This window comes from Proteus vulgaris, assembly GCF_011045815.1.
Taxonomy (GTDB): Bacteria; Pseudomonadota; Gammaproteobacteria; order Enterobacterales; family Enterobacteriaceae; genus Proteus; species Proteus vulgaris_B.
The window spans coordinates 840,220-862,849 of record NZ_CP047344.1 but is presented as its reverse complement, the minus strand read 5'-3'; the positions used below and the strand labels follow the sequence as shown (position 1 = coordinate 862,849).

Here is a 22,630-nt window from a genome sequence, read left to right as displayed (position 1 = left end):
TCGGAGTTGTCATGAAATTTGAGCAACCGCTACAATCTGCCACTTTACTAAAACGATATAAGCGTTTTTTAGCAGACGTTGTTACCCCTGATGGGGAAGAATTCACGCTTCATTGCGCCAATACAGGCGCAATGACAGGATGTGCGACTCCCGGTGATACGGTTTGGTATTCCACCTCTTCAAATGCAAAAAGAAAATACCCCCACAGTTGGGAGCTTACACAGACTCAAACTGATGATTGGATTTGTGTAAATACATTAAGAGCGAATGGTATTGTTGCAGATGCCATTGAAGCGGGTGACATTCCAGAATTATCTGAATATGAAGAGATAAAACGAGAAGTCAAATACGGGAATGAAAATAGCCGTATTGACATTTTACTTAAATCAAATCATAAAGTTGACTGTTATATTGAAGTGAAGTCAGTCACATTGTTAGATAGTGGAATGGGTTATTTTCCTGATGCCAAAACACAACGTGGCCAGAAACATCTTCGAGAGTTGACGGCTATCGCAAAATTGGGCTTAAGGGCTGTCTTATTCTACGCAGTTCCCCATACTGGCATTACGGAAGTGACTGTTGCTAAAGAGATTGACCCTGACTATGCTTCATTGCTAAAAGAAGCACATGATGCAGGGGTTGAAATTTTGTGTTATCGCATCAATATTAGTGAATACAATTTAACAATTGGACAGCAATTACCTTTTATTTCAAATGGTTAATTGTTTCTCATGGCTTTAGTTAAGCATTTTTTAACTAAAAAGGGACATTTACTTGCGTGCCTTCACACCATGAGAAAACTTATTAAAGGAATAATTGCTATCCTCGCGGGCATCTGCTATTTATAGCGCCCTATTTTTTCCCCTTCCTGTTTTGAAGGTGGGGATTATTCAGAAATGCGTATGTAGGAGAAGCATTATGCAAGAAGGGCAAAAGCGTAAAACATCGTCCATGAGCATTCTCGCTATTGCTGGCGTTGAGCCATATCAGGAAAAAGCGGGCGAAGAGTACATGAACGAAGCCCAATTAGCGCATTTTAAGCTAATACTTGAATCTTGGCGCAATCAGCTCAGGGATGAAGTCAACCGCACCGTTACTCATATGCAAGATGAGGCGGCAAACTTCCCCGATCCCGTTGACCGTGCTGCACAAGAAGAAGAATTCAGTCTTGAGCTGCGTAACCGTGATCGTGAACGTAAACTCATTAAGAAAATCGAGAAAACACTGAAAAAAGTTGAAGATGATGACTTCGGCTTCTGTGAATCTTGTGGCGTTGAAATCGGCATCCGCCGTTTAGAAGCTCGCCCTACCGCCGATTTATGTATCGACTGTAAAACATTAGCTGAAATCCGTGAAAAGCAGATGGCTGGCTAATTGATGAGCCAACGCCTCAACCTGATACGTTGAGGCGTTTATCTGAATCTTTCGATGCACGAGATTACAGACTATATTGGGCGCTTTGCGCCATCACCAACGGGTCAACTTCATTTTGGCTCATTGGTTACTGCACTTGGTAGTTACCTTCAAGCTCGCGCGCACCACGGGCGTTGGCTTCTTCGCATCGATGATATTGATCCTTCTAGAGAACCCCCTGATACGACATCCTTAATTATTCGCACATTAGAGCGTTATGGATTGTTTTGGGATGGTGATATTCTTTATCAATCACAACGCCATGATGCTTATCATGAAATACTGTCCGCACTTTGGCGAGAAGGTATCTGTTATCACTGCCAGTGTAGCCGTCATCGTTTGCATGATTTGGGTGGTGTGTATGATAATCACTGTCGCCACCACGCTCCGTTAGCGAATAGCGAGACACCTTTTGATAAAAACAGTGCATGGCGACTGATCCAGCAGCACCCTGTTTATCATTTTGAAGACATGATCCAAGGCACCTATTATTCTAAAAGTACATCTATCGTACTAGAAGATATGATTATTCACAGAAAAAATAACTTATTTGCGTATAATCTAGTGACGGTGATTGATGATAATTATCAAGGTGTGACCGAAGTGGTAAGAGGTGCTGATCTACTTGATCCCACATTGCGACAAATCAGTTTACATAAACAACTGAATTTACCTATTCCGCGTTATGCTCATTTGCCTTTAGCAATAAATCATGACGGTAATAAATTATCGAAGCAAAATCACGCACATGCGTTGCCGGATTCTGATCCAAGACCCGTCATTATCGATGCTTTACAATTTCTTAATCAGCCGATTATCGCTGGCTGGCAGGATTATTCGTTAGCATCATTATTAGAGATTGCGATTGCGCAGTGGTCACCTTCTGAGATTTTAAAACAAAATCATCAGCAACAAGGATACGAATAAACCACACAAAGCATTCTCAAAAAATGTTCAGTAGGCTATGATTAGCCGCTTAATTTTTTTAATTATTAGAATTTATTATTCGAGGTGTCATATTTTTAATCGAGTAGCACATTTCTGCCGTAATCTGCTAGGGCGACAAACAACGTCATCAGATACACAACCGGTAGCAAGTGAAAGGCCAGTCACAACAGCATCTGACCGACCAATACAAGAAACACAGAAACCTGTGCGTCGGCGTCCTGCTATATCCGCAGACCGTCCCCGTAAGAAAAAGAGTAATAAAGAAAAGGCGAACGGGAGTGATTTGCCAATGACTGTGATCCCAAGAGATCAACACCCAATTTCACGTAAAGACATCAGTGACAATGCATTAAAAGTGCTTTATCGCCTAAATAACTCTGGTTTTCAGGCTTATTTAGTCGGTGGTGGTGTCCGTGACTTACTACTGGGAAAAAAACCAAAAGATTTTGATATTGCCACAAATGCAACCCCTGAAGATGTACGTCGATTATTCCGCAACAGTCGTTTAGTCGGTCGTCGTTTTCGTCTTGCACATATCATGTTTGGCCCTGAAGTGATTGAAGTGGCCACTTTCCGTGGCTCTCATGAAGATCATGAAATTTCAGACAACAACCAATCACAGCAAGCACAAAGCGGTATGTTACTGCGCGACAATATTTTTGGCTCCATTGAAGAAGATGCCATCCGTCGTGATTTTACATTAAACAGCCTCTATTACGGTGTTGATGATTTTGCTGTGCGTGATTACGTTGGAGGTTTAGCTGATCTTAAAGCAGGCATTATTCGTTTGATTGGCGATCCTGAAACGCGTTACCGCGAAGATCCCGTTAGAATGTTAAGAGCTATTCGCTTTGCTAGTAAGCTTGATATGCAAATTGCACCTGAAACCGCAGAGCCAATTAGCAGGCTTGCGCCATTATTACGTAATATTCCTTCAGCTCGTCTGTTTGAAGAGTCACTGAAATTATTACAAACAGGGCAAGGCTATAAAACATATAAACTCATGTGTCGCCATCAGTTGCTTGAGCCGCTGTTCCCGCTAGTAGCATCAAAAATGACAGAACAACATGATACGCCGATGGAGAGAATGCTGGATCAAGTTCTCAAAAATACAGACTATCGTATTAATAAAGATATGCGTGTTAATCCGGCATTCTTATTTGCGGCAATGTTGTGGTATCCATTAATCGAACATGCTGAGAAATTAGTCCAAGAAAGTGGTCTTTCTTACTATGATTCTTTCGCTATGGCGATGAATGATATTTTAGATGAGCAATGCCGTACAATTGCAATTCCGAAACGCATTACAACCATGATGCGTGATATCTGGCAATTACAGCAACGTTTACCTAAACGCCAAGGTCGTCGTGCAAATAAACTGCTTGAGCACCCTAAATTCCGTGCAGCATTCGACTTACTGGAATTACGTGCCAATGTACAACGTAATCCAGAACTTGAAGCATTAGCTAGTTGGTGGGCAGATTTCCAAGCCTCTAACAATACACAACAACGCTCAATGGTCTCAGAATTAGGTCAAGCACCGGTTCGTAGACGCCCTCGCCCACGTAAGCGTCCTCGCCATCCAAGTGCAAAACCAGCATCAAGACAAGAGAACAATAATGAGTAAACAGACAAAACGTGTTTATATCATTTTAGGTAGCAATTTGAATTCACCTGAAGATCAGGTAAATTCAGCAATTAAAGCAATCAGTGAGATCCCACAAACCACACTGATTGCTCAATCTTCCTGGTATCGTACTCGCCCTATGGGGCCACAAGATCAACCAGATTTTCTTAATGTTGCCGTCGCCGTTGATACAACCTTGACGCCAGAAATCTTGCTTGATAACACTCAAGCGATTGAACTAGCACAAGGTCGCGTCAGAAAAGAAGGTAACCGCTGGGGCCCTAGAACGTTGGATCTCGATATCATGTTATTTGGTGATGAAGTGATCCAAACAGAGCGTTTAACAGTGCCTCATTACGGGCTAAAAGTCCGTGAATTTATGCTCTATCCATTAGCCGAATTAGCACCAGATCTTCGCTTTCCTGATGGTGAGTTATTAGCAGATAGATTAGCGTTAGTGCCTGAAAATGGCATGGAAAAGTGGTGATACCACGTAAATCCTCCACTAAAGCTAAAGGTTGATACTGTAAAAAATAAACACGGTATCAGCCTCTATCTCACTACCACACATTCACTGTATTACAACCCCACCTTTATGACCTTCTCGCCATTTGAATGATTGTAGCTTTATTCCTATCACTAACTGATTGACATATATAATCTTTTCTTATTAATCATTCTTTTTTATTACTCATTTAACTACTTTTTCTTCGTTTTTAGTCCTTAAATGCTACAATCGAAAGCGGCTTTATATTTGTGATTTGAAAATTTACTTAATAAACAAATAATTATGTGAAGCATTTTATTTTATCTGCACACAAAAACCAACAATGATGGAGTTTGTTATAATGAAACCCACGACGCTTTCAACGCTAAATCGCTATAAGCAAGAAAAGAAAAAATTCGCTACGATCACCGCTTATGATGCAAGTTTTGCGCGCCTTTTCGCACAAGAAGGTATTCAAGCCATGCTTATAGGTGATTCATTGGGAATGACGCTACAAGGCCATAGCAGTACATTACCGGTTACTGTTGAACAAATCGCCTATCACACCCGCTGTGTCAGAGCTGGTGCACCGAACGCTTTTTTAATTGCTGATATGCCCTTTATGTCATATGCAACCCCAGAACAAGCTTGCCTTACTGCTGGTACCTTGATGCAAGCAGGGGCAAATATGGTGAAAATTGAAGGCGGTAATTGGCTTATTCCTACTGTTAAAATGCTAACAGAGCGCGCAGTACCCGTGTGTATTCACCTAGGATTAACGCCACAATCAGTCAACGTATTTGGCGGTTATAAAGTCCAAGGCAGAAAAGATTATGAAGCAGAGCAATTAAAGCAAGATGCAATCGCTCTTGAGAATGCAGGTGCTCAACTTGCTGTATTAGAGTGTGTGCCGGTTTCACTCGCCAAAGCCATCACCGATGCATTAACAGTACCTGTGATAGGTATTGGTGCTGGAAATGTCACTGATGGGCAAATTCTGGTTATGCACGATTTATTGGGTTTAACACCTCAAGCACCGAAGTTTTCAAAAGATTTTTTACAAGAAGCCGGCTCATTAAAAGGCGCAGTTAGCCTTTATGTTCAGCAAGTAGAACAAGGCCTGTTTCCACAAGAGCAACATTCATTTAACTGATTTACCATCTCAATTTATAAACATCGTTTAAAGGAGTCACGCTGTGCTAATTATTGAAACTACGCTTATCTTACGCAGAGAAATCAAGCGATTAAAGCAAGAAGGTAAACGCATTGCATTGGTTCCAACAATGGGTAATCTTCATGAAGGTCATTTGAAACTGATTGAAGAAGCTCGTATTCATGCCGATGTGGTGATTGCGTCTATTTTTGTTAATCCACTTCAATTTGATAGAGAAGCCGATTTAGCAAATTACCCTCGTACTTTACAAGAAGATTGCGAATTATTGCGTGATAAAAATGTAGATATCATCTTTGCACCATCAGTAAAAGAGATGTATCCACATGGTATGGAAAATCAAACAACGGTTGATGTACCTGTACTTTCTACTGTATTGGAGGGTGCAAGTCGCCCAGGGCATTTTCGTGGTGTAACTACGGTTGTTAGTAAGCTTTTTAATCTTGTACAACCCGATATTGCAATGTTTGGTGAAAAAGATTTCCAACAACTGCAAATTATCAAGAAGATGGTAAGTGATTTATGTATGGATATCAGCATCGTTCCTGTTGCTATCGTACGTGATAAAGAGGGGCTTGCATTAAGCTCTCGTAATCGCCTGTTATCCGAGAATGAAAAGCAGCAAGCACCTAAGCTTTATCAAGCTATACAAGTTATTGCCGAGCAATTAAAGTCAGGCAATCACGATGTAAACCAATTACTGCAAAATGCAAAAAGCACATTAGAAAGCCAAGGTTTTCGCGCTGATGAATGCTTTATTTGCGATGCAGATACACTCACTCCATTAAATGAAGAGAGCCGTCGTGCTGTTATTTTAATGGCTGCGTGGTTAGGTAATACTCGCCTTATTGATAATCAACAAGTTGATCTTGTTTAATTAATTTGGTGTATTGATTATAAAAGAATAGGAAACACAACAATGCTACGCACTATGTTACAAGGCAAACTTCACCGCGTAAAAGTGACACAAGCCGATCTTCATTATGAAGGCTCTTGCGCGATTGATCAGGATTTCATGGATGCTGCTGGTATTCTTGAAAATGAAGCAATTGATATTTATAACGTAGATAATGGTGAACGCTTTTCAACTTACGCAATTTGTGCGGAAAGAGGTTCACGAATTATTTCAGTCAATGGTGCTGCTGCACGTCGAGCCGCCGTTGGTGATCGCTTAATTATTTGCTCTTATGTACAAATTCCTGATAGTGATGCGCGTAGCCATAAACCCAATATTGCATATTTTGAAGACAACAATGAAATGAAGCGCATAGCCAAAGCCGTGCCGGTTCAAGTTGCCTAATTAATAAAATATTAATCACTTCCCATAGGCAGAGGTTCCCTGCTTATGGGAAATAATAACAATAAATAACCTATTGTTATTATTTGCTTGTCACGATTCATCTTGATAAAAATGAGATATAAGATTCAAAACCGTGTTTCTTCTCCCTTTTTGCTCGCTTATCATCCTGTAGCTTGTTATAAATCAGGTAAGTATTATCTGACTACTCTCTGACTAATAAAAAATTATGATAAAAGTTGCTTTAGTGGATGATCACATTGTTGTGCGTTCTGGCTTTGCACAGCTGTTAATGCTAGAACCCGATATTCACATTGTGGGTGAGTATTCTAATGGGCAAGAAGCATGGCCTTATTTAGCGCATGATGATATTGATGTTGCTGTCATGGATCTCTCTATGCCGGGTGAAAGTGGTTTACAACTGCAGAGCCGTTTAAAACAAAAACGCCCTGATTTTCGTACAATTATTTTAAGTATTTATGATACCCCCGCCTTTGTTCAAAGCGCACTTGATTCAGGTGCTCGTGGTTATTTAACCAAACGTTGTGGCCCCGAAGAATTAGTTCAAGCAGTACGCGCCGTACATCAAGGTGGCTGTTATCTTTGCTCTGATGCCATGAAAGCATTACGACACACCCCTGAGAAAGAAGATGCTCTGCATACATTAACGCCCCGTGAAAGAGAAATTTTCAACCTTTTAGTTCAAGGCGTTAATGTCAAAACAATTGCTGTACAACTTAATCTTAGCCATAAAACTGTACACGTTCATCGCGCTAATGTACTTGGCAAATTAGGCTGTGAAACAACCATCGATTTAGTCCATTTCGCCTTAAAAAATCAGTTGATCACAGGATCGCTGTAACATGAAAAGAGGACTGCGTTTTCTTCTTCAATCCCTCTTTTTATTACTCACCTACTCTTTACTTTGGCTATCGCTTTGGGTGATTGGTTTCTATTTAAGTAAAAATGGGCAACAAGCAGCCCTTTTCTTACCTCAAGGCCTGCGATTAGCCTTGATTATTTTGCTTTGGCGGCGCTTTTGGCTACCGATGTTATTCGCTGAATGGGGGCTTTATTACTGGCTAACACAAGAGCAGTTAATTACCCATGCTATTATTTATCTGTCTCCATTATTAAGCCTAATTATCGCCTTAGAAGTTCAACGTATTTGGTGGCGATATCCACTCTACTGGCAACGCTTAACCTTGTTAATCGGCGCTGTTGGCTTTAATAGTCTGTTACAAGCCTTTATTCTTGGCTTTTTTATTAATACCACCAGCGGAGTTTTTCTGACCTCAGTCACCGGTGGAATATTACTCGCACCTTTTGTTTTTTTACTTTATGAATATCTTCGTGAATTACAAAGTCGAACGTTAATCTCTGATGGAACACCTGATCCTCCGTTAAGAACATCATTATTAATGTGGGGATTTTTATTTTGCCTTATTGGATTAAGCGCACAGTTTTTCTTAACACCAGAAATAGAGCGTTTATTAGTTATTCTCGTTTTTATTCCTAACGTCTTTATGGCCTACCGTTATGGCTGGCAAGGTGGTGTATTATCAGCATTACTAGGAAGCTTAATTATTACCTTTGCTCGCCAAGTAAACGGCGCATTTAATGACTTACGTGAATTAGAAATGTTCTTAACCACGCAAGCTATTATTGGCATTGGTTTAGGGATAGCAATAAGCCGTCAACAGCAATTAGCCCATAATTTACGTCATTATCGATTACGTCTAGAGCAAGAACTTCAAGCCAGACGTGAATTAATGGAGCAACTGGTTCATACCGAAGAAGATGTAAAAAAAGCGATTGCCCGCGAGTTACATGATGAAATTGGACAAAATATTACTGCAATCCAAATTCAATCGATGCTAATGAAGAAAACGGCCAATAACGATAAAACGCGACAAACGGGCGAACAAATAGAACGCCTAGCATTGCAAATTCATCAATCTACACGTCAACTTCTGCGACAATTGCGCCCACCTGTTTTAGAAGAAATGTCGCTTGAAAAAGCCCTTCACCATTTAATCAATGAATTTGCCTTTAATGACAATGGCATCACCTGTAATTTTAATTATTCATTAGATAAAGAGCCTGAAAACGAAACCATAATTTTTACTCTCTACCGTTTGGTACAAGAGTTATTAAATAATATTAGTAAACATGCCAACGCAACCTATATTGAAGTTTCATTAACCCAAAACAAAAACTGCCTACGGTTGATCATTAGCGATAATGGTATTGGTATACTCCCCACATCATTATCAACACAACAAAGTAGCGGTTTTGGATTGCGCGGTATTGAAGAACGCATTCGCGCTTTAGGTGGAGAATGGGAAGTGATAAATCATCACGGCACGAAAATAATTGTTAACTTACCCACAAATTCAAAAGAAAACAGTGAAAACTAAGAATAAGTCTTAGTCATCTACAACCTTATCTCATTCTTTTTCGCGACATTTTTTTTACATTTGCAACATCAAAGAGGATGTTATGTCAGGTAAAAATTCGGCATCAATAAATAAGACCTATAACTTTTGGCGCAAAAATTTAATGCTGTCGATGATTATTGGTTATGCCACTTTCTATCTCACACGTAAAAGCGTCAACTTTGTAATGCCCGTTATGCAGATTGAATTGAATTTAGATAAAGGAGATATCGGTTGGATAGCCAGCCTTTTTTATCTCACTTACGGTTTATCTAAATTTGTTTCTGGTATTTTCCATGATAGATGGGGATACCGCTGGTTTATGGGTGTGGGATTAGTGATGACAGGCATTATGAATATTATTTTTGCCTATTGTCTTTCTTTTCCTGCACTACTTTTGGTCTGGGCACTAAATGGTTTCTTTCAAGGCTTTGGCTGGCCACCTTGTGCAAGGTTGTTAACACACTGGTATTCACGCAATGAGCGTGGCTTCTGGTGGGGATTATGGAATATATCAATCAACCTTGGTGGGATGAGTCTTCCCATTTTAACGGCGTGGCTAGCAACGCATTATAGTTGGCAAGTGGCACTGCTTGTACCCGGTATTATCGGCATTATTATCGGGTTATGGCTATGCGTACGGTTAAAAGGCACTCCGGTAGAAGAAGGATTGCCTACCGTCGGTGTATGGCGACGTGATGTTTTTGAACTACGTCAAGAGCAAGCCTCTCCACCTAAACCAATGCTAACTATTTTGAAAGAGAGCATTTTATTTAACCGAATGATTTGGTTGCTAGGATTTTCTTATATTTTGGTTTATCTCATACGTATGGCGATAAACGATTGGGGAAATATCTGGTTATCAGAAACACATGGCGCCAACTTATTGAGTGCTAATGCCATCCTCTCTTTATTTGAAGTGGGTGGTTTGTTAGGGGCGTTATGTTCAGGTTGGGGCTCGGATCTCTTATTCCGAGGCCAACGAGCACCAATGATATTGCTGTTTTCACTCGGACTTTTTACCGCAGTGGCAGCCCTTTGGTTAATTCCAATTCATCATTATGCTCTACTCGCAGCCTGTTTTTTTAGTATCGGTTTTTTCGTGTTCGGACCACAGATGTTAATCGGGCTTGCTGCAACAGAATATTGCCATAAAAACGCAGCAGGCACGGTAACTGGCTACTTGGGATTGTATGCCTACTTAGGGGCAGCAATGGCAGGTTGGCCATTAAGTCAGGTCATGGCGCATTATGGTTGGACTGGGATGTTTGCATTATTAACCAGTGCCGCGGCCTTAATGGGACTACTGCTAATGCCGTTGTTGATTGCTGATGTCAGCAAACAAGAGCATTTAGTAGGCCCTCTTTCATTTTCCGATGACGACACATTTAAAAGGTTCTGAACATGAAATTGAAAACCCTCTCTACACTTGTTGCTACTGGTCTGGCACTTTCTGCTGTTAGCTTATCAACCCACGCTGCCGGTCGCTTAGTGGTTTACTGTAGTGCGACAAATGCAATGTGTGAAGCTGAAACAAAAGCCTTTGCCGAAAAATATGATGTTAAAACGACCTTCGTTCGTAATGGTTCGGGGAGTACTTTAGCCAAAATCGAAGCTGAAAAACGTAATCCACAAGCTGACGTTTGGTATGGCGGTACAATGGACCCTCACTCACAAGCGGGTGAAATGGATCTACTTGAGCCTTATGTTTCTCCTAATCTCGATCAAATCATGCCACAATTTCGTGATCCCGCTAAACGCAAAGGTAACTACTCGTCTGCGGTTTATGTCGGTATCTTAGGCTTCGGCGTTAATAAAGATCGCTTAAAGGAAAAAGGAATTGCTATTCCAACTTGTTGGAAAGATTTAATCAAACCTGAATATAAAGGTGAAATTCAAATCGCCGATCCACAAAGTTCAGGAACTGCTTATACCGCACTGGCAACCTTCGACCAGTTATGGGGTACTGAACAAGCCTTTGATTATCTAAAGAAAATCAACACTAACATCTCTCAATACACAAAATCAGGTATTGCCCCAGCACGAAATGCAGCCCGTGGTGAAGCAGCCATTGGTATTGGTTTCTTACATGATTACTCATTAGAAGTTGAAAATGGCGCACCGCTTGAATTGATTTCACCTTGTGAAGGTACAGGCTATGAAATCGGTGGTGTCAGTATCATCAAAAATGCCCGTAATATGGATAATGCTAAACTATTCGTAGATTGGACACTCTCAAAAGAAGCGCAAGAAATTAGTTGGAAAGAAGGTAAATCTTACCAAATCCTAACAAATACCTCTGCAGAATCTTCACCAATGGCACTGAAATTATCAGACTTAAAACTCATCAACTACGACATGGATAAATATGGCGATAGTGAAGTGCGTAAAGCGTTGATTAATAAGTGGGTAACCGAAGTAAAAATGGGTAAATAGCTCATTAATGGAGCGAGATAATCTCTCGCTCTCTTTTTCACATAATAATAAATATATTTACTCTCGGGGGATTTATGTCTCACACACTCGCTTTACCTGAAAAAAAGAGGCGGGAACCCATATTTTTATGGGTCCTAATTGCTTGGATGGCTTTTGCATTACTGCCGTCATGGAGCCTTGATTACGGTCTTTTAGATTCTACAGCAGATGAATTACTCACCTCTTACGGTTGGAGTAGCGTCAATCTCAGTTGGCTCTGGTTTGTATTACCGAGTTTACTGCTCTTTCGTTCATTAAATGAACCTAAGCGTGAAAATCGTTCTCGCCACTATTTTGATGCCGGTTTTGCCTTATTTTGTGCTGTTATTACAATAGTTAGTGCAACGCTTGAAGGACGAGGTTTAGGTTATTCTGCGATCATTCTCTTTATTTCTCTGGGAATGATCATGAAAACCGCCTTAACACGCTTGGAATGGCTTGGCGGTGATAGCTTTGTTATTGGCTCTTTGATAGCCGTTGTTGCTCTGATTGGCGCCTTTATTATCTTTCCTAGCATCGCTATTTTTATTCCGATGTTTAAAGATAGCGCAGGCAATTTCGCTCCATTTGAATTTATTTCTATCTTAAGCCAAGCTCATATTGTACAAGTAATGCTCAACTCCATAATGCTCTCTATTGCTGTGGGGATCGGTTGTACTTTCTTTGGTTTAATTCTAGCAATTTATACATCTCGTATTGCAGTACGCTCTGCCATTATTGGTCGCGTATTTTCTATCTTACCTATCGTAACGCCTCCTTTTGTTGTCGGTTTAGGGGTCACACTTATGATGGGACGCTCTGGTTATGTGACAGAGTTTCTTGCCACTTATGCCGGACTTGAAAATACCAACTGGTTATACGGTTTTACAGGAATTTGGTTGGCTCAAGTTCTCGCCTTTACCCCAATGTCGTTTATGATTTTAGACGGTGCTATTAAAACCATTCATCCTTCATTAGAAGAGGCGTCTTACACCTTAAGAGCTAACCGTTATCAAACCTTCTTTAACGTCTTTATGCCGTTACTTAAACCCGCATTAGCTAATGCGTTTTTAATTGTGATTGTGCAATCTCTTGCTGACTTTAGTAACCCATTGGTTTTAGGGGGTAACTTTGACGTTATCGCCACACAGATTTATTTCTATATCACCGGCTCTCAACTAGATTATCAATCAGCCAGTACATTAGGTGCGTCACTCTTAGTTTTCTCACTATTAGTGTTCTGCGTGCAGTATATGTGGATTGGCAAACGCTCTTACGTCACCGTATCAGGGAAATCCTATCGTGGTGATGTTCAACCTTTACCATCGTCATTGATTGCATTTGTAACAACTGTTCTTGGCATTTGGGTTGTCTTTAATATCTTGTTATATGGCAGTATTTTCTACGGTAGTTTTACCGTTAACTGGGGTGTTGATTACACCTTAACCCTTGATAACTTTATCAAGCTATTTGGTCAAGGAATGAGTGATGGAGCATGGCCTTCATTATTGGATACCTTGTTATATGCAGGTATTGCAGCACCTATTACAGCCATTCTTGGATTGCTAATCGCCTATATCGTTGTGCGCCAAGACTTTAAAGGTAAGAAAAGTATTGAGTTCACAACTATGCTTTGTTTCGCTGTGCCGGGAACGGTTGCAGGTGTCTCTTATATTCTTGCGTTTAACGACTCACCGTTCTATTTAACGGGCACTGCGGCGATTGTGATTATCTCTATGACAATGCGTAATGTGCCAGTAGGGATACGTGCAGGTATTGCGGGATTAGGGCAAATTGATAAATCACTAGATGAAGCCTCTTTAAGCTTAAGAGCAAATTCAATGAGAACGATTTTCTATGTGCTATTGCCGCTATTGCGCCCAGCTATTTTGTCTGCGCTGATTTATAGCTTTGTGCGTGCAATTACCACAGTCAGTGCCATCGTCTTCCTTGTTACACCAGATACACGTGTTGCAACTGCTTATATTTTAAACCGTGTTGAAGATGGTGAATACGGCGTCGCAATTGCCTACGGCTCGATTTTAATCGTCGTTATGTTGGCAATTATTTTCTTATTTGACTATTTGATTGGCGAAGCCCGTGTTTCACGCTCTAAAGCCAAAAATGCACAGTAATACGGAGTATAAACCATGACACAACAACATTTCGTTGAACTGAAAAATGTCATTAAGCGCTTTGGCTCTAACACAGTTATTGAAGATCTCAGCTTGTCTATTCCACAAGGTAAAATGGTTTCATTATTAGGGCCTTCTGGTTGTGGTAAAACAACTGTTTTACGTTTAGTTGCTGGATTAGAAAAACCAACAGAAGGTAAGATTTTTATTGATGGTGAAGATGTCACTGAACGCTCAATTCAACAACGCGATATCTGTATGGTGTTTCAGTCTTATGCCCTTTTCCCTCATATGTCATTAGGGGAAAATATTGGTTATGGCTTAAAAATGCTCGGGCGTCCGAAAGCAGAAATCAAACAACGAGTAACTGAAGCCTTAGAGCTGGTGGATTTAGCCGGCTTTGAAGATCGTTTTGTTGACCAAATTTCAGGCGGTCAACAACAACGAGTTGCATTAGCTCGCGCGTTAATTTTAAAGCCGAAAGTGCTGCTTTTTGATGAACCACTCAGTAACCTTGATGCGAACTTGCGTCGTAGTATGAGAGAGAAAATTCGTGAATTACAACAACAGTTTAATATCACTTCTCTTTATGTAACCCATGACCAAAGTGAAGCTTTTGCGGTTTCTGACATGGTATTGGTGATGAATAAAGGTAAGATAATGCAATTAGGCTCACCACAAACTCTTTATCGCCAACCGGCTTCTGAATTTATGGCCAGCTTTATGGGTGATGCAAACTTATTCCCAGCCACATTAGGCGCTGATTATGTTGATATTTTCCAATATCGCCTACCAAAGCCAGATACATTTAATACCACTAAAACAGATGTTAGAGTTGGAGTTAGACCCGAGGCTATCACCTTATCTCAACAAGGCGATGCCTGCCAGCAATGTAAAATCGTGCATGTGGCTTATATGGGGCCTCAGTATGAGGTAACCGTCGAATGGCAAAATCAGACTTTACTATTACAAGTCAATGCCACACAGCTTCAACCAAATGTAGGTGACAGCTATTATCTCCAAATTCATCCTTATGGCATGTTTATTTTAGAATAAATTTAATATTTAAAGCGATAGATGTAAGTGAGGCACCCTATGGGTGCCTCTTTTTTTATGATTATAATACTACGACATTTTCCCCTGGTGTGACATCCTGGTGTGAATGTTTGATGTAACACTTGGTTTAATCCATTGTTACTATATTATTGTTTTATATAATAATTACTGAATACTCGCACTACTCCCTTTTATTTTATATGGAACGATAAAGATAAACCTTATCGCCCCGGATCTACGCTCTATTTTCCTTGAGCGAGATATTTTTGCATTTCATCCGCAGGAACCATGCCACCACCTGTAGCCCAGACTAAATGCGTTGCATTTTGCATTTTTTGACTGTCTAGTGATAAACCTTGCAGATAATCTTTAGCTTGAGTGACGTGTACAGCTCCCGCCATTCCTGCTAATGCCGAAGGTTCTAACTTAATTCCTTCTTCTTTATTTAATAGACTTAGCAAATCATAAAGCTCTTGATCATCAATAGTGTAATAGCCATCAATTAAGCGCTCCATTGCACGCCCCACGAAGCCTGATGCGCGACCAACAGCCAGACCATCAGCGGCAGTCACGTTGTCGATGCCAATTTCTTGTACTGAAATACCTTCATGTAACTGGGTATAAACGCCCAATAACATACAAGGTGAATGTGTTGGCTCAGCAAATAAACAATGCACTGCATCACCAAATGCCAGTTTTAGCCCAAACACAACACCACCAGGGCCACCACCAACACCACAAGGCAAATAAACAAACAGAGGATGTTCACTATCAACACGAACACCTTGTTCTTCAAATTGACGTTTCAAACGTAATCCGGCAACGGCATAACCCAAGAACAAGGTTTTTGAGTTTTCATCATCAATAAAGAAACAGTTAGGATCTTTTTCTGCTTCTTTACGGCCTTCTTCTACAGCAATACTGTAATCTTGTTCATATTCAACAACATTAACGCCATGAGAGCGTAATTTGTCTTTTTTCCACTGACGTGCATCAGCAGACATATGAACGCTTACACTAAAGCCTAATTTCGCACTCATGATCCCAATAGACATACCTAAATTGCCTGTTGAACCAACCGCGATGCTGTATTGGCTAAAGAATTTACGGAATTCATCAGAGAATAATTTTTCATAATTATCATCTGTATTCAGTAACCCCGCGTTTATTGCCAATTTCTCAGCGTGCGTTAATACTTCATAAATTCCACCTCGTGCTTTAATTGAGCCTGAAATTGGTAAATGGCTATCCTTTTTCAAACGCAACTGACCGCTAATGGTTGTGTTATAACGCTTTTCAAGAGCAATTTTCATCTTAGGAATATCAACCACTTCTGATTCGATAATTCCTTGAGTAACCGCCGTTTCTGGAAATGCTTTAGCTAAATAAGGTGCAAAACGTTGTAACCGTGCTTGTGCATCAATTACGTCATCTTGCGTTAAACCAACATATGGAAGTCCCTGGTCAGTGGTGGTCACCTTTGGGTTAAACCAAACCACTTCTTTTAAGCCCACTAAGTCACGAACTAGTGGAAAATTACTTATTAGTTTATTTATATCTATATGGCTCATAGTCGTTCTCTTTTATATGACAAAAGAAAGCATAAATGTACCGCCTAATGCGACAAAGGAGGCAATAAAGGTCGCGACACTGTAAAAACGAAAAGTTTCACTTAAAGTTGCATTACAATACTGTTTCACTAACCAAAACAGTGAGTCTGTGACGATGGTACAACCAATAGCACCTGAACCAATTGCTAAGGTAATAATTTCAGGGCTAATGTCTGGGTATAAAGGCATTAATGGTGCAACAATTGCAGTAGCTCCCATCATTGCAACCGTTGCAGAACCAACAGCCGCATGAAGGATAATGGCAACCAACCAAGCCAATAAAATAGGATGCATGTCCAAGTTAGAAAGAATTAACGCTAAAGATTCACTTAAACCACTACCTTTTAAAATGCCATTAAAAGCACCACCAGCACCAATGATTAATAAGATATTGGCAATAGAGCTAAAACTATCTTCTGTTTTCTTTAATAAGATATTCATGCCCATATTACGGCGAATACCTAAAACATAATAAGCGACAAAAGCAGCAATAAACATTGCAGTAATTGGATTACCAATAAACTGTAATGCAGTATAAAGCGAAGTATCTTTTGTCATATTTAATTCTGCGGCTGTCTTTATCAGCATCAGAACAATTGGCAATAATACCGTAAAGAGAGTGGCGCCGAGCGAAGGCAAATCTTTTTCTTCACGCACTTCCATATCTGAAAATTCTTCAGGTACGGTTTTAAACGGCAAACGCTCACCTAATACTTTTAAAAATAACGGGCCACCGACTAATGAAGCAGCTAAACCAACCGCAAGTCCGGCAACAATCACGGTTCCCATATCTGCGCCTAATTCATTAGTAACAAACAGCGCGGCTGGATGAGGAGGAACAATACAATGAACGGCCATTAATGCCGTACATAAAGGAATGGCTAATTTTAATAATGATGTATTTGTTTTTTTCGCAATAGAGAAAGCAAGTGGAATAAGTAATACCACACCAACTTCAACAAAAAGTGTAATACCACAAATAAGACCAACTAATACCATAATAACGTCTGGAGATAACCAACGACACTTTTGCAATGTAATACCGATGCGTTCTGCCGCACCTGATATTTCCATCATTTTACCTAGAATAGTACCTAAACCGATAATTGCTGCTAAAAATCCGAGTGTACCGCCAATACCATTTTCAATCGCATTCACCATTTCTAAAGGGTTCATCTTCATTGCAGTACCTACAAAGAAGCTGGCCAACAGTAAGGCTAAAAACGGGTGAAACTTAAGTTTTATTATAGTAAAAACAATGAGCAAGATACTAATTATAAGAGTACCTAGTACCCATAATGTTGAATCCATATATCCATCCCAAATCTTTTATTTATTGTTAAACATATTGAATATTAATCATTCGATACTTACAAATGATGAAAATTTACACTAAGATGAATTCAATTAACTCAAATAAGTGATCTTATCCACAAATAATCACATTTTGATGAGTGATAGCATGGTATTTCATCTTAACATTACCTTGATTGTTAACTAACGTTACTATCAACAATAAAATGAGAATAAAAGAATGTTTGAATCTTCTAGCGTGATTTTAAGAAATAAACGATTATCTAGTTATCAATTAGCCAGACTTCACACTTTTGAAGCAACAGGTCGTCACCTTTCATTTGCTTTAGCAGCAGAAGAGCTGTCATTAACTCCCAGTGCTATTAGCCATCGTATTAATACACTAGAAGAAGAATTAGGCATTAAGTTATTTAACCGCTTTCATCGCCGAATTGAACTAACAGAAGAAGGTGAACGTATTTATTGGGCACTTAAAAAAACGTTAGAAGACATTAACCAAGAAATTTTAGATATCCATAACCAAGAAATCTCTGGTGTACTTACCGTTTATTCACGCCCTTCTATTGCCCAATGTTGGTTAGTTCCTCGTATTTCAGATTTTACTGAGCGTTACCCCTCCATTGAATTAAATCTGCTCACAGGAAATGATGACATTAACTTTCGAGGCTATGGTATTGATCTCGCCATCTATTTTGATGATAAACAACTACAAAATCTTTATTGCGAAGACTTAATTTCAGAATCGATTATTCCGGTATGCAGCCCTGAATACGCTAAAAAACATGAGCTTATAAATAATATTCATCATCTCTCTAATTGCACCTTGCTACATGATAGACAAGCATGGAGTAACAATTCTGATTTTGATGAATGGAGAGCTTGGAGTGAACATATGGATCTTTCACTTTTCCCTAATCGCAGTAATATCTGTTTTGATCGTTCTGATCTTGCAGTGATTGCTGCCGTTAATCACTCTGGCGTCGCGATGGGAAGAAAACGTTTAGTACAGAAACAACTGGCCAATAAGGAATTAATTATCCCTTTTAATAATAGTGAGCTTTTTTGTGCTCAGCGTTATTACCTTGTCACTCGAAACGAAAAGAATAATGCCAAAGTGCAGCTTTTCATTCAGTGGCTGAAAAAACAGATCAAGGAAAGCATGTAATTTTTTAAGGAAAACCCTATGAAAGAGATGACATTTTCAACACAACAGATAGTCGCTATTGCAGAATATGCTGGTTTATCCATCCTAAATAAAGAACAACTCACTGAGAATAAACGTTATATCTTAGTTGACTTAATGGATTTGAAAACAGATGAAGGGCTTTATTATGGTGCTGCGGTACTAGATTTTAGTGACGTTTATCGCAAAGCACGTATCTTAGAATTTGGTGGCGAGGGCTATCAACGAGCACAAGCTCGAGAAAAACAAATTCAAGACTATAAAAATAATCGAAAAGCCCAAGAGCCAGATACCTACCAGCCACCGATCCATCGTTATAGTCACTACACAGATTTTCAAATAAACCTAACAGCTATCTATCGCCGTTATGGTTATGAAATCGAGTTTGATACAGAAACCGAAAAAGTTTGGAGCTCTTTAGATCCCGATGGCGCACTATTTGATCTACTCAAAAATGCTGATGATGCACTTTCCTTATTAGAAGATTGTGAAATGTCATGCTCTTATCATCAAGAAAACAAAGTGTGGTCTGTCACTTCAATAGAAAATGATACTGTTGAACATAAATCTTTAAACCGTGCCGTGGCTGAATGTTTTTTATTAATGACAGATCATTATGCTGATGATTGGCCTAACATTGAAAACATTCTTTATTAAAACAAAAAAAACACAAATAAATCATTAATTATCAAATAATTATAGTTTATTACTTGATAATTATTGCTAAAGCAACATCTAGCTCAAACACCGAAAAGCATCATATTCACGATAATAGTTAATTTCTTCAATAACCCACTGTAAGGTTTTTTTTTCGACTTGTTGAACTTGATAGCATAATGCCAAATCACAAATCACCATCCAGCCTCGTAAATTTTTATCTTTAACAATTTTTGGCATTTCCAGATCTTCATCATCAAGGTAAATCTCATCATCAGGTAATTCTTGAAGATAATCCCAAGGAATATAATAAAAAATCGCCTGATTAGGATCACGATTCCAAGTTGCAATTTCCGTATAAATCCACTCATTAGATTCAAGTGTTGAAAGCGCTGCTAATAACTCACTAAGCGTTTCAAATTTTTGTATCATTCTATTTCTCACTAAGCATTCTAGTTATTTTTAAAATAAACCCGCCAATTAGGCGGGTCTATTATTTCTTAATTCTAAACGTCTATGATCTTATTTAGTTAAAAAGTGTTTATCTTCAACCACGATCAACGGTTCTATATCACTCTCTTTTTTAATAACTAGTGTAGGATCAGAACGTAAACAACAACCCCCGTAATGTCCACCGACTGTAAAGGTGCAAACTTGAATATAACGGTTTGCGACTTTCGGTAAACACCATAATTCCTGATAAATATTTTCTTGGTGATCAAATTGACCTTGGGTTTCATCTAACACATTTTCTTTATGATCAACTAAGCCAATGTTACTACCACAACGACCCGCTATTGGTTTAACTGCATAACCACTTTGTGCAAGATGAGGAGTCACTTTAAAATCCGTATCTAGCAAATAAGGATTGTCAGGGAACAGTTGCCATAAAATCGGTAAAATGGCTTTATTACTTGGGATAAGTGTCCAAAGTGGCTCAAAAACGGTAATTTCAGGACGTAAAAGTACATCGACCAAACGGACTTCGCCTTCAGGATGCCCTGTACGAATAGGGATCAGTGCTTGTTGCTCACTCTCTTCTCTTAGTTGATCTAATGCCGTTTCCCAAGCCCATGTTTTCCAGACACACTCAACAACACGTTTGTCTGCATCAATCAATTGGCCGCGACTATTCCAATGAAGCTCATCTAATCCACGTAGAATTTTACTGTTATAACCTGCTTGGGTCAGTGATTGTTGCATAAAGAGAGCGTGATAATCTTCTTCACTATCATCATCTTGAAGAATATGTACAAAAGGTTTTGCATCACAATGTTTCCAAGCATCGGCTAATGCATCAAGTAATCGTTCGCCGGGGTTAAATCCCTCTTTAATTCCACCTTTCTGTGCCCATTTTTCGATGATTAAGCCAGCTTCTGTATGGCAAGAGGCTGAATCTGCATTATATTCATAAACTTTGACACCACGTTCATCCATACAAAAATCTAATCGTCCCGTGATCATTTGATGACGTCTGTTTTGCCATGACAAACGAATGCGAGGCCATAACACTTCAGGGATATCGAATAAACGCAGTAACTTATCATCTTTCAACACTTTTTCAGTTGCATGCAAATACATCAAATGCATTTCATTACTTGCGCGAATAAGCTCCTGCTCTGCACTTTCTGAAATGGTGAAATATTCGTAACTATCTTGATTGATAATATGACCATGTTGCGCACAGATATAAGCTTTCTCTAATGGCGAGCTTTCATCTAGCCATTTCCCATCGAATTGACCTTTATTTTCAAGTTTTTCGGCATGAATATTTAATAGTTCAGGTGTGATTTTAGGCTCAGGAAGACTATAAGCATTAGGTTCAGTTTGGATCATCCAACCTAAAAGCGTTGTGTTCTCAAAAGTATCTTGAATAAAGTAGCCGTCATCACTGACGCTAAGCGGTAATTCTCGTGTCCATTGCTGGCCTGCTGGTAATCTAGTGTGAACAACATTCTGTTCCGCAATACGGATTTTATCTTCAAGCACTTCAGTGATCACCGCAACATGACCTGTCACTTTAAACTCACCACCTTCTTGCCAAATCAGTAAAGCACCAACAGCTGGTGCCTGCTTACCGCCATTCGCAAACGCTTGGAGAGGTAATATATCGTCATCAATGGTTTTACGTAAAAAACGCAATGAAAAAATCTCATAAGCCATTCCCACATCAGTAAATACAGCGCCGTAATGCAGATAAAGGAAACGACGAGCAAATTCAACACACTGCCACTTGTGCCCCATATATTCATTACCAATATAACTACGGAATGAATCATTAGCAGCATAGTCTTCTTTATCGATACTACTGTAATCTGAAGAGTAAATCGCGACACCACCAGGCGCATAACCTAGCAATGTTCCAAATGGTTCATGACGAATGATATCTTTTACATTCATAATCTCGACCTTGACGATAAATAGATAATTACCTGTAATACTTATAATCTACCTAAGTATTATAGATAACAATATTAACGCCATGGACTATTAGAAGTGAATGTAATTTTATTAATTTCGATAAAGTAAAAAGAGGTGTGTCGCTTTAAAGCTATTTAAGAAGAAAAATTGGGCCAAATAAAAAAAAACTCAAAAATAACCCATCATAAAAAATATATAAAAGGTATTTTCGAGTATAAACACAGTCAAAGAGGGCTTTATCTTTTTTGTTATAGTTTCATTATTTACTCTTTATCAATCATAAATGCGAGCACAAATAATGGATAAAATGGCATTTAGGCAATATATAGCACTGTTTATCAAATTTTTCTCGATTTTCCTGCTAGAAAAAAGAAAGATATCAAAATAGTTTAATAAAAATTATTATCATCTTATAGCCT

At 39.2% G+C, this 22,630-nt stretch carries 20 protein-coding genes; 16 read left to right on the top strand and 4 right to left on the bottom strand.

Translation table 11 applies throughout. The features are described from left to right. The first annotated feature begins 11 nt into the window (after nt 1-11). From sfsA to fbpC, 14 genes are all read left to right on the top strand, one after another. Complete coding sequence (gene sfsA, locus GTH24_RS04000; protein WP_072070957.1) at nt 12-722, top strand: DNA/RNA nuclease SfsA; 711 nt, start codon at nt 12-14, stop codon at nt 720-722. Nucleotides 723-918: 196 nt separating this feature from the next. After that, nucleotides 919-1,374, top strand: coding sequence for an RNA polymerase-binding protein DksA (gene dksA / locus GTH24_RS03995; RefSeq protein WP_023580786.1), 456 nt, complete (start codon nt 919-921; stop codon nt 1,372-1,374). Nucleotides 1,375-1,428: 54 nt separating this feature from the next. Then, nucleotides 1,429-2,340, top strand: coding sequence for a tRNA glutamyl-Q(34) synthetase GluQRS (gene gluQRS / locus GTH24_RS03990; RefSeq protein WP_115350413.1), 912 nt, complete (start codon nt 1,429-1,431; stop codon nt 2,338-2,340). A gap of 310 nt (nt 2,341-2,650) precedes the next feature. After that, entirely contained in the window at nt 2,651-3,988 is a 1,338-nt protein-coding gene (pcnB, locus tag GTH24_RS03985; RefSeq protein ID WP_241254075.1) for a polynucleotide adenylyltransferase PcnB, read from the top strand. Beyond that, a complete protein-coding gene (gene folK, locus GTH24_RS03980) occupies nt 3,981-4,475 on the top strand; it encodes a 2-amino-4-hydroxy-6-hydroxymethyldihydropteridine diphosphokinase (RefSeq protein ID WP_164525980.1) in 495 nt (164 codons plus the stop codon). Before pcnB ends, folK begins: the two co-directional genes overlap by 8 nt. A 361-nt stretch (nt 4,476-4,836) precedes the next feature. Next, complete coding sequence (gene panB, locus GTH24_RS03975; RefSeq protein ID WP_072070960.1) at nt 4,837-5,628, top strand: 3-methyl-2-oxobutanoate hydroxymethyltransferase; 792 nt, start codon at nt 4,837-4,839, stop codon at nt 5,626-5,628. Between the two features lie 43 nt (nt 5,629-5,671). After that, entirely contained in the window at nt 5,672-6,523 is an 852-nt protein-coding gene (panC, locus tag GTH24_RS03970; RefSeq protein ID WP_072070961.1) for a pantoate--beta-alanine ligase, read from the top strand. 42 nt (nt 6,524-6,565) lie between these two features. Further along, a complete protein-coding gene (gene panD, locus GTH24_RS03965; protein ID WP_064719124.1) occupies nt 6,566-6,946 on the top strand; it encodes an aspartate 1-decarboxylase in 381 nt (126 codons plus the stop codon). A gap of 226 nt (nt 6,947-7,172) precedes the next feature. After that, complete coding sequence (locus GTH24_RS03960) at nt 7,173-7,805, top strand: response regulator transcription factor (protein ID WP_072070962.1); 633 nt, start codon at nt 7,173-7,175, stop codon at nt 7,803-7,805. Between the two features lies 1 nt (nt 7,806). After that, nucleotides 7,807-9,363, top strand: coding sequence for an MASE1 domain-containing sensor histidine kinase (locus GTH24_RS03955; protein WP_164525979.1), 1,557 nt, complete (start codon nt 7,807-7,809; stop codon nt 9,361-9,363). An 82-nt stretch (nt 9,364-9,445) separates the two neighbouring features. Further along, complete coding sequence (gene uhpC / locus GTH24_RS03950; protein WP_072070964.1) at nt 9,446-10,783, top strand: MFS transporter family glucose-6-phosphate receptor UhpC; 1,338 nt, start codon at nt 9,446-9,448, stop codon at nt 10,781-10,783. A 2-nt stretch (nt 10,784-10,785) separates the two neighbouring features. Continuing rightward, complete coding sequence (locus tag GTH24_RS03945) at nt 10,786-11,817, top strand: ABC transporter substrate-binding protein (RefSeq protein WP_072070965.1); 1,032 nt, start codon at nt 10,786-10,788, stop codon at nt 11,815-11,817. A gap of 74 nt (nt 11,818-11,891) precedes the next feature. Further along, the gene (locus GTH24_RS03940) at nt 11,892-13,970 is read left to right on the top strand and encodes an ABC transporter permease (RefSeq protein ID WP_072070966.1); all 2,079 of its coding nucleotides are present in this window, start codon (nt 11,892-11,894) and stop codon (nt 13,968-13,970) included. Between the two features lie 15 nt (nt 13,971-13,985). Continuing rightward, complete coding sequence (gene fbpC / locus GTH24_RS03935; protein WP_072070967.1) at nt 13,986-15,026, top strand: ferric ABC transporter ATP-binding protein; 1,041 nt, start codon at nt 13,986-13,988, stop codon at nt 15,024-15,026. Between the two features lie 242 nt (nt 15,027-15,268). Here the strand turns inward: fbpC and GTH24_RS03930 are convergent, their stop codons facing one another. Both GTH24_RS03930 and dsdX read right to left on the bottom strand, forming a co-directional pair. Continuing rightward, a complete protein-coding gene (locus GTH24_RS03930; RefSeq protein WP_164525978.1) occupies nt 15,269-16,597 on the bottom strand; it encodes a D-serine ammonia-lyase in 1,329 nt (442 codons plus the stop codon). Between the two features lie 12 nt (nt 16,598-16,609). Beyond that, nucleotides 16,610-17,947 (bottom strand): D-serine transporter DsdX, encoded by a 1,338-nt coding sequence (gene dsdX, locus GTH24_RS03925; protein WP_072070969.1) that lies wholly within the window; start codon nt 17,945-17,947, stop codon nt 16,610-16,612. A 223-nt stretch (nt 17,948-18,170) separates the two neighbouring features. Here dsdX and dsdC point away from each other — a divergent pair, with 223 nt between their 5' ends. Next, nucleotides 18,171-19,115 (top strand): DNA-binding transcriptional regulator DsdC, encoded by a 945-nt coding sequence (dsdC, locus tag GTH24_RS03920; RefSeq protein WP_072070970.1) that lies wholly within the window; start codon nt 18,171-18,173, stop codon nt 19,113-19,115. A gap of 18 nt (nt 19,116-19,133) precedes the next feature. Beyond that, nucleotides 19,134-19,790 (top strand): hypothetical protein, encoded by a 657-nt coding sequence (locus GTH24_RS03915; RefSeq protein WP_164525977.1) that lies wholly within the window; start codon nt 19,134-19,136, stop codon nt 19,788-19,790. A 78-nt stretch (nt 19,791-19,868) separates the two neighbouring features. On the opposite strand, the gene GTH24_RS03910 is transcribed toward GTH24_RS03915, so the two are convergent. Together GTH24_RS03910 and gss are read right to left on the bottom strand one after the other, a co-directional pair. After that, complete coding sequence (locus tag GTH24_RS03910; protein ID WP_164525976.1) at nt 19,869-20,222, bottom strand: hypothetical protein; 354 nt, start codon at nt 20,220-20,222, stop codon at nt 19,869-19,871. Nucleotides 20,223-20,312: 90 nt separating this feature from the next. Then, entirely contained in the window at nt 20,313-22,190 is a 1,878-nt protein-coding gene (gene gss / locus GTH24_RS03905) for a bifunctional glutathionylspermidine amidase/synthase (protein WP_072070973.1), read from the bottom strand. Between the last annotated feature and the right edge of the window lie 440 nt (nt 22,191-22,630).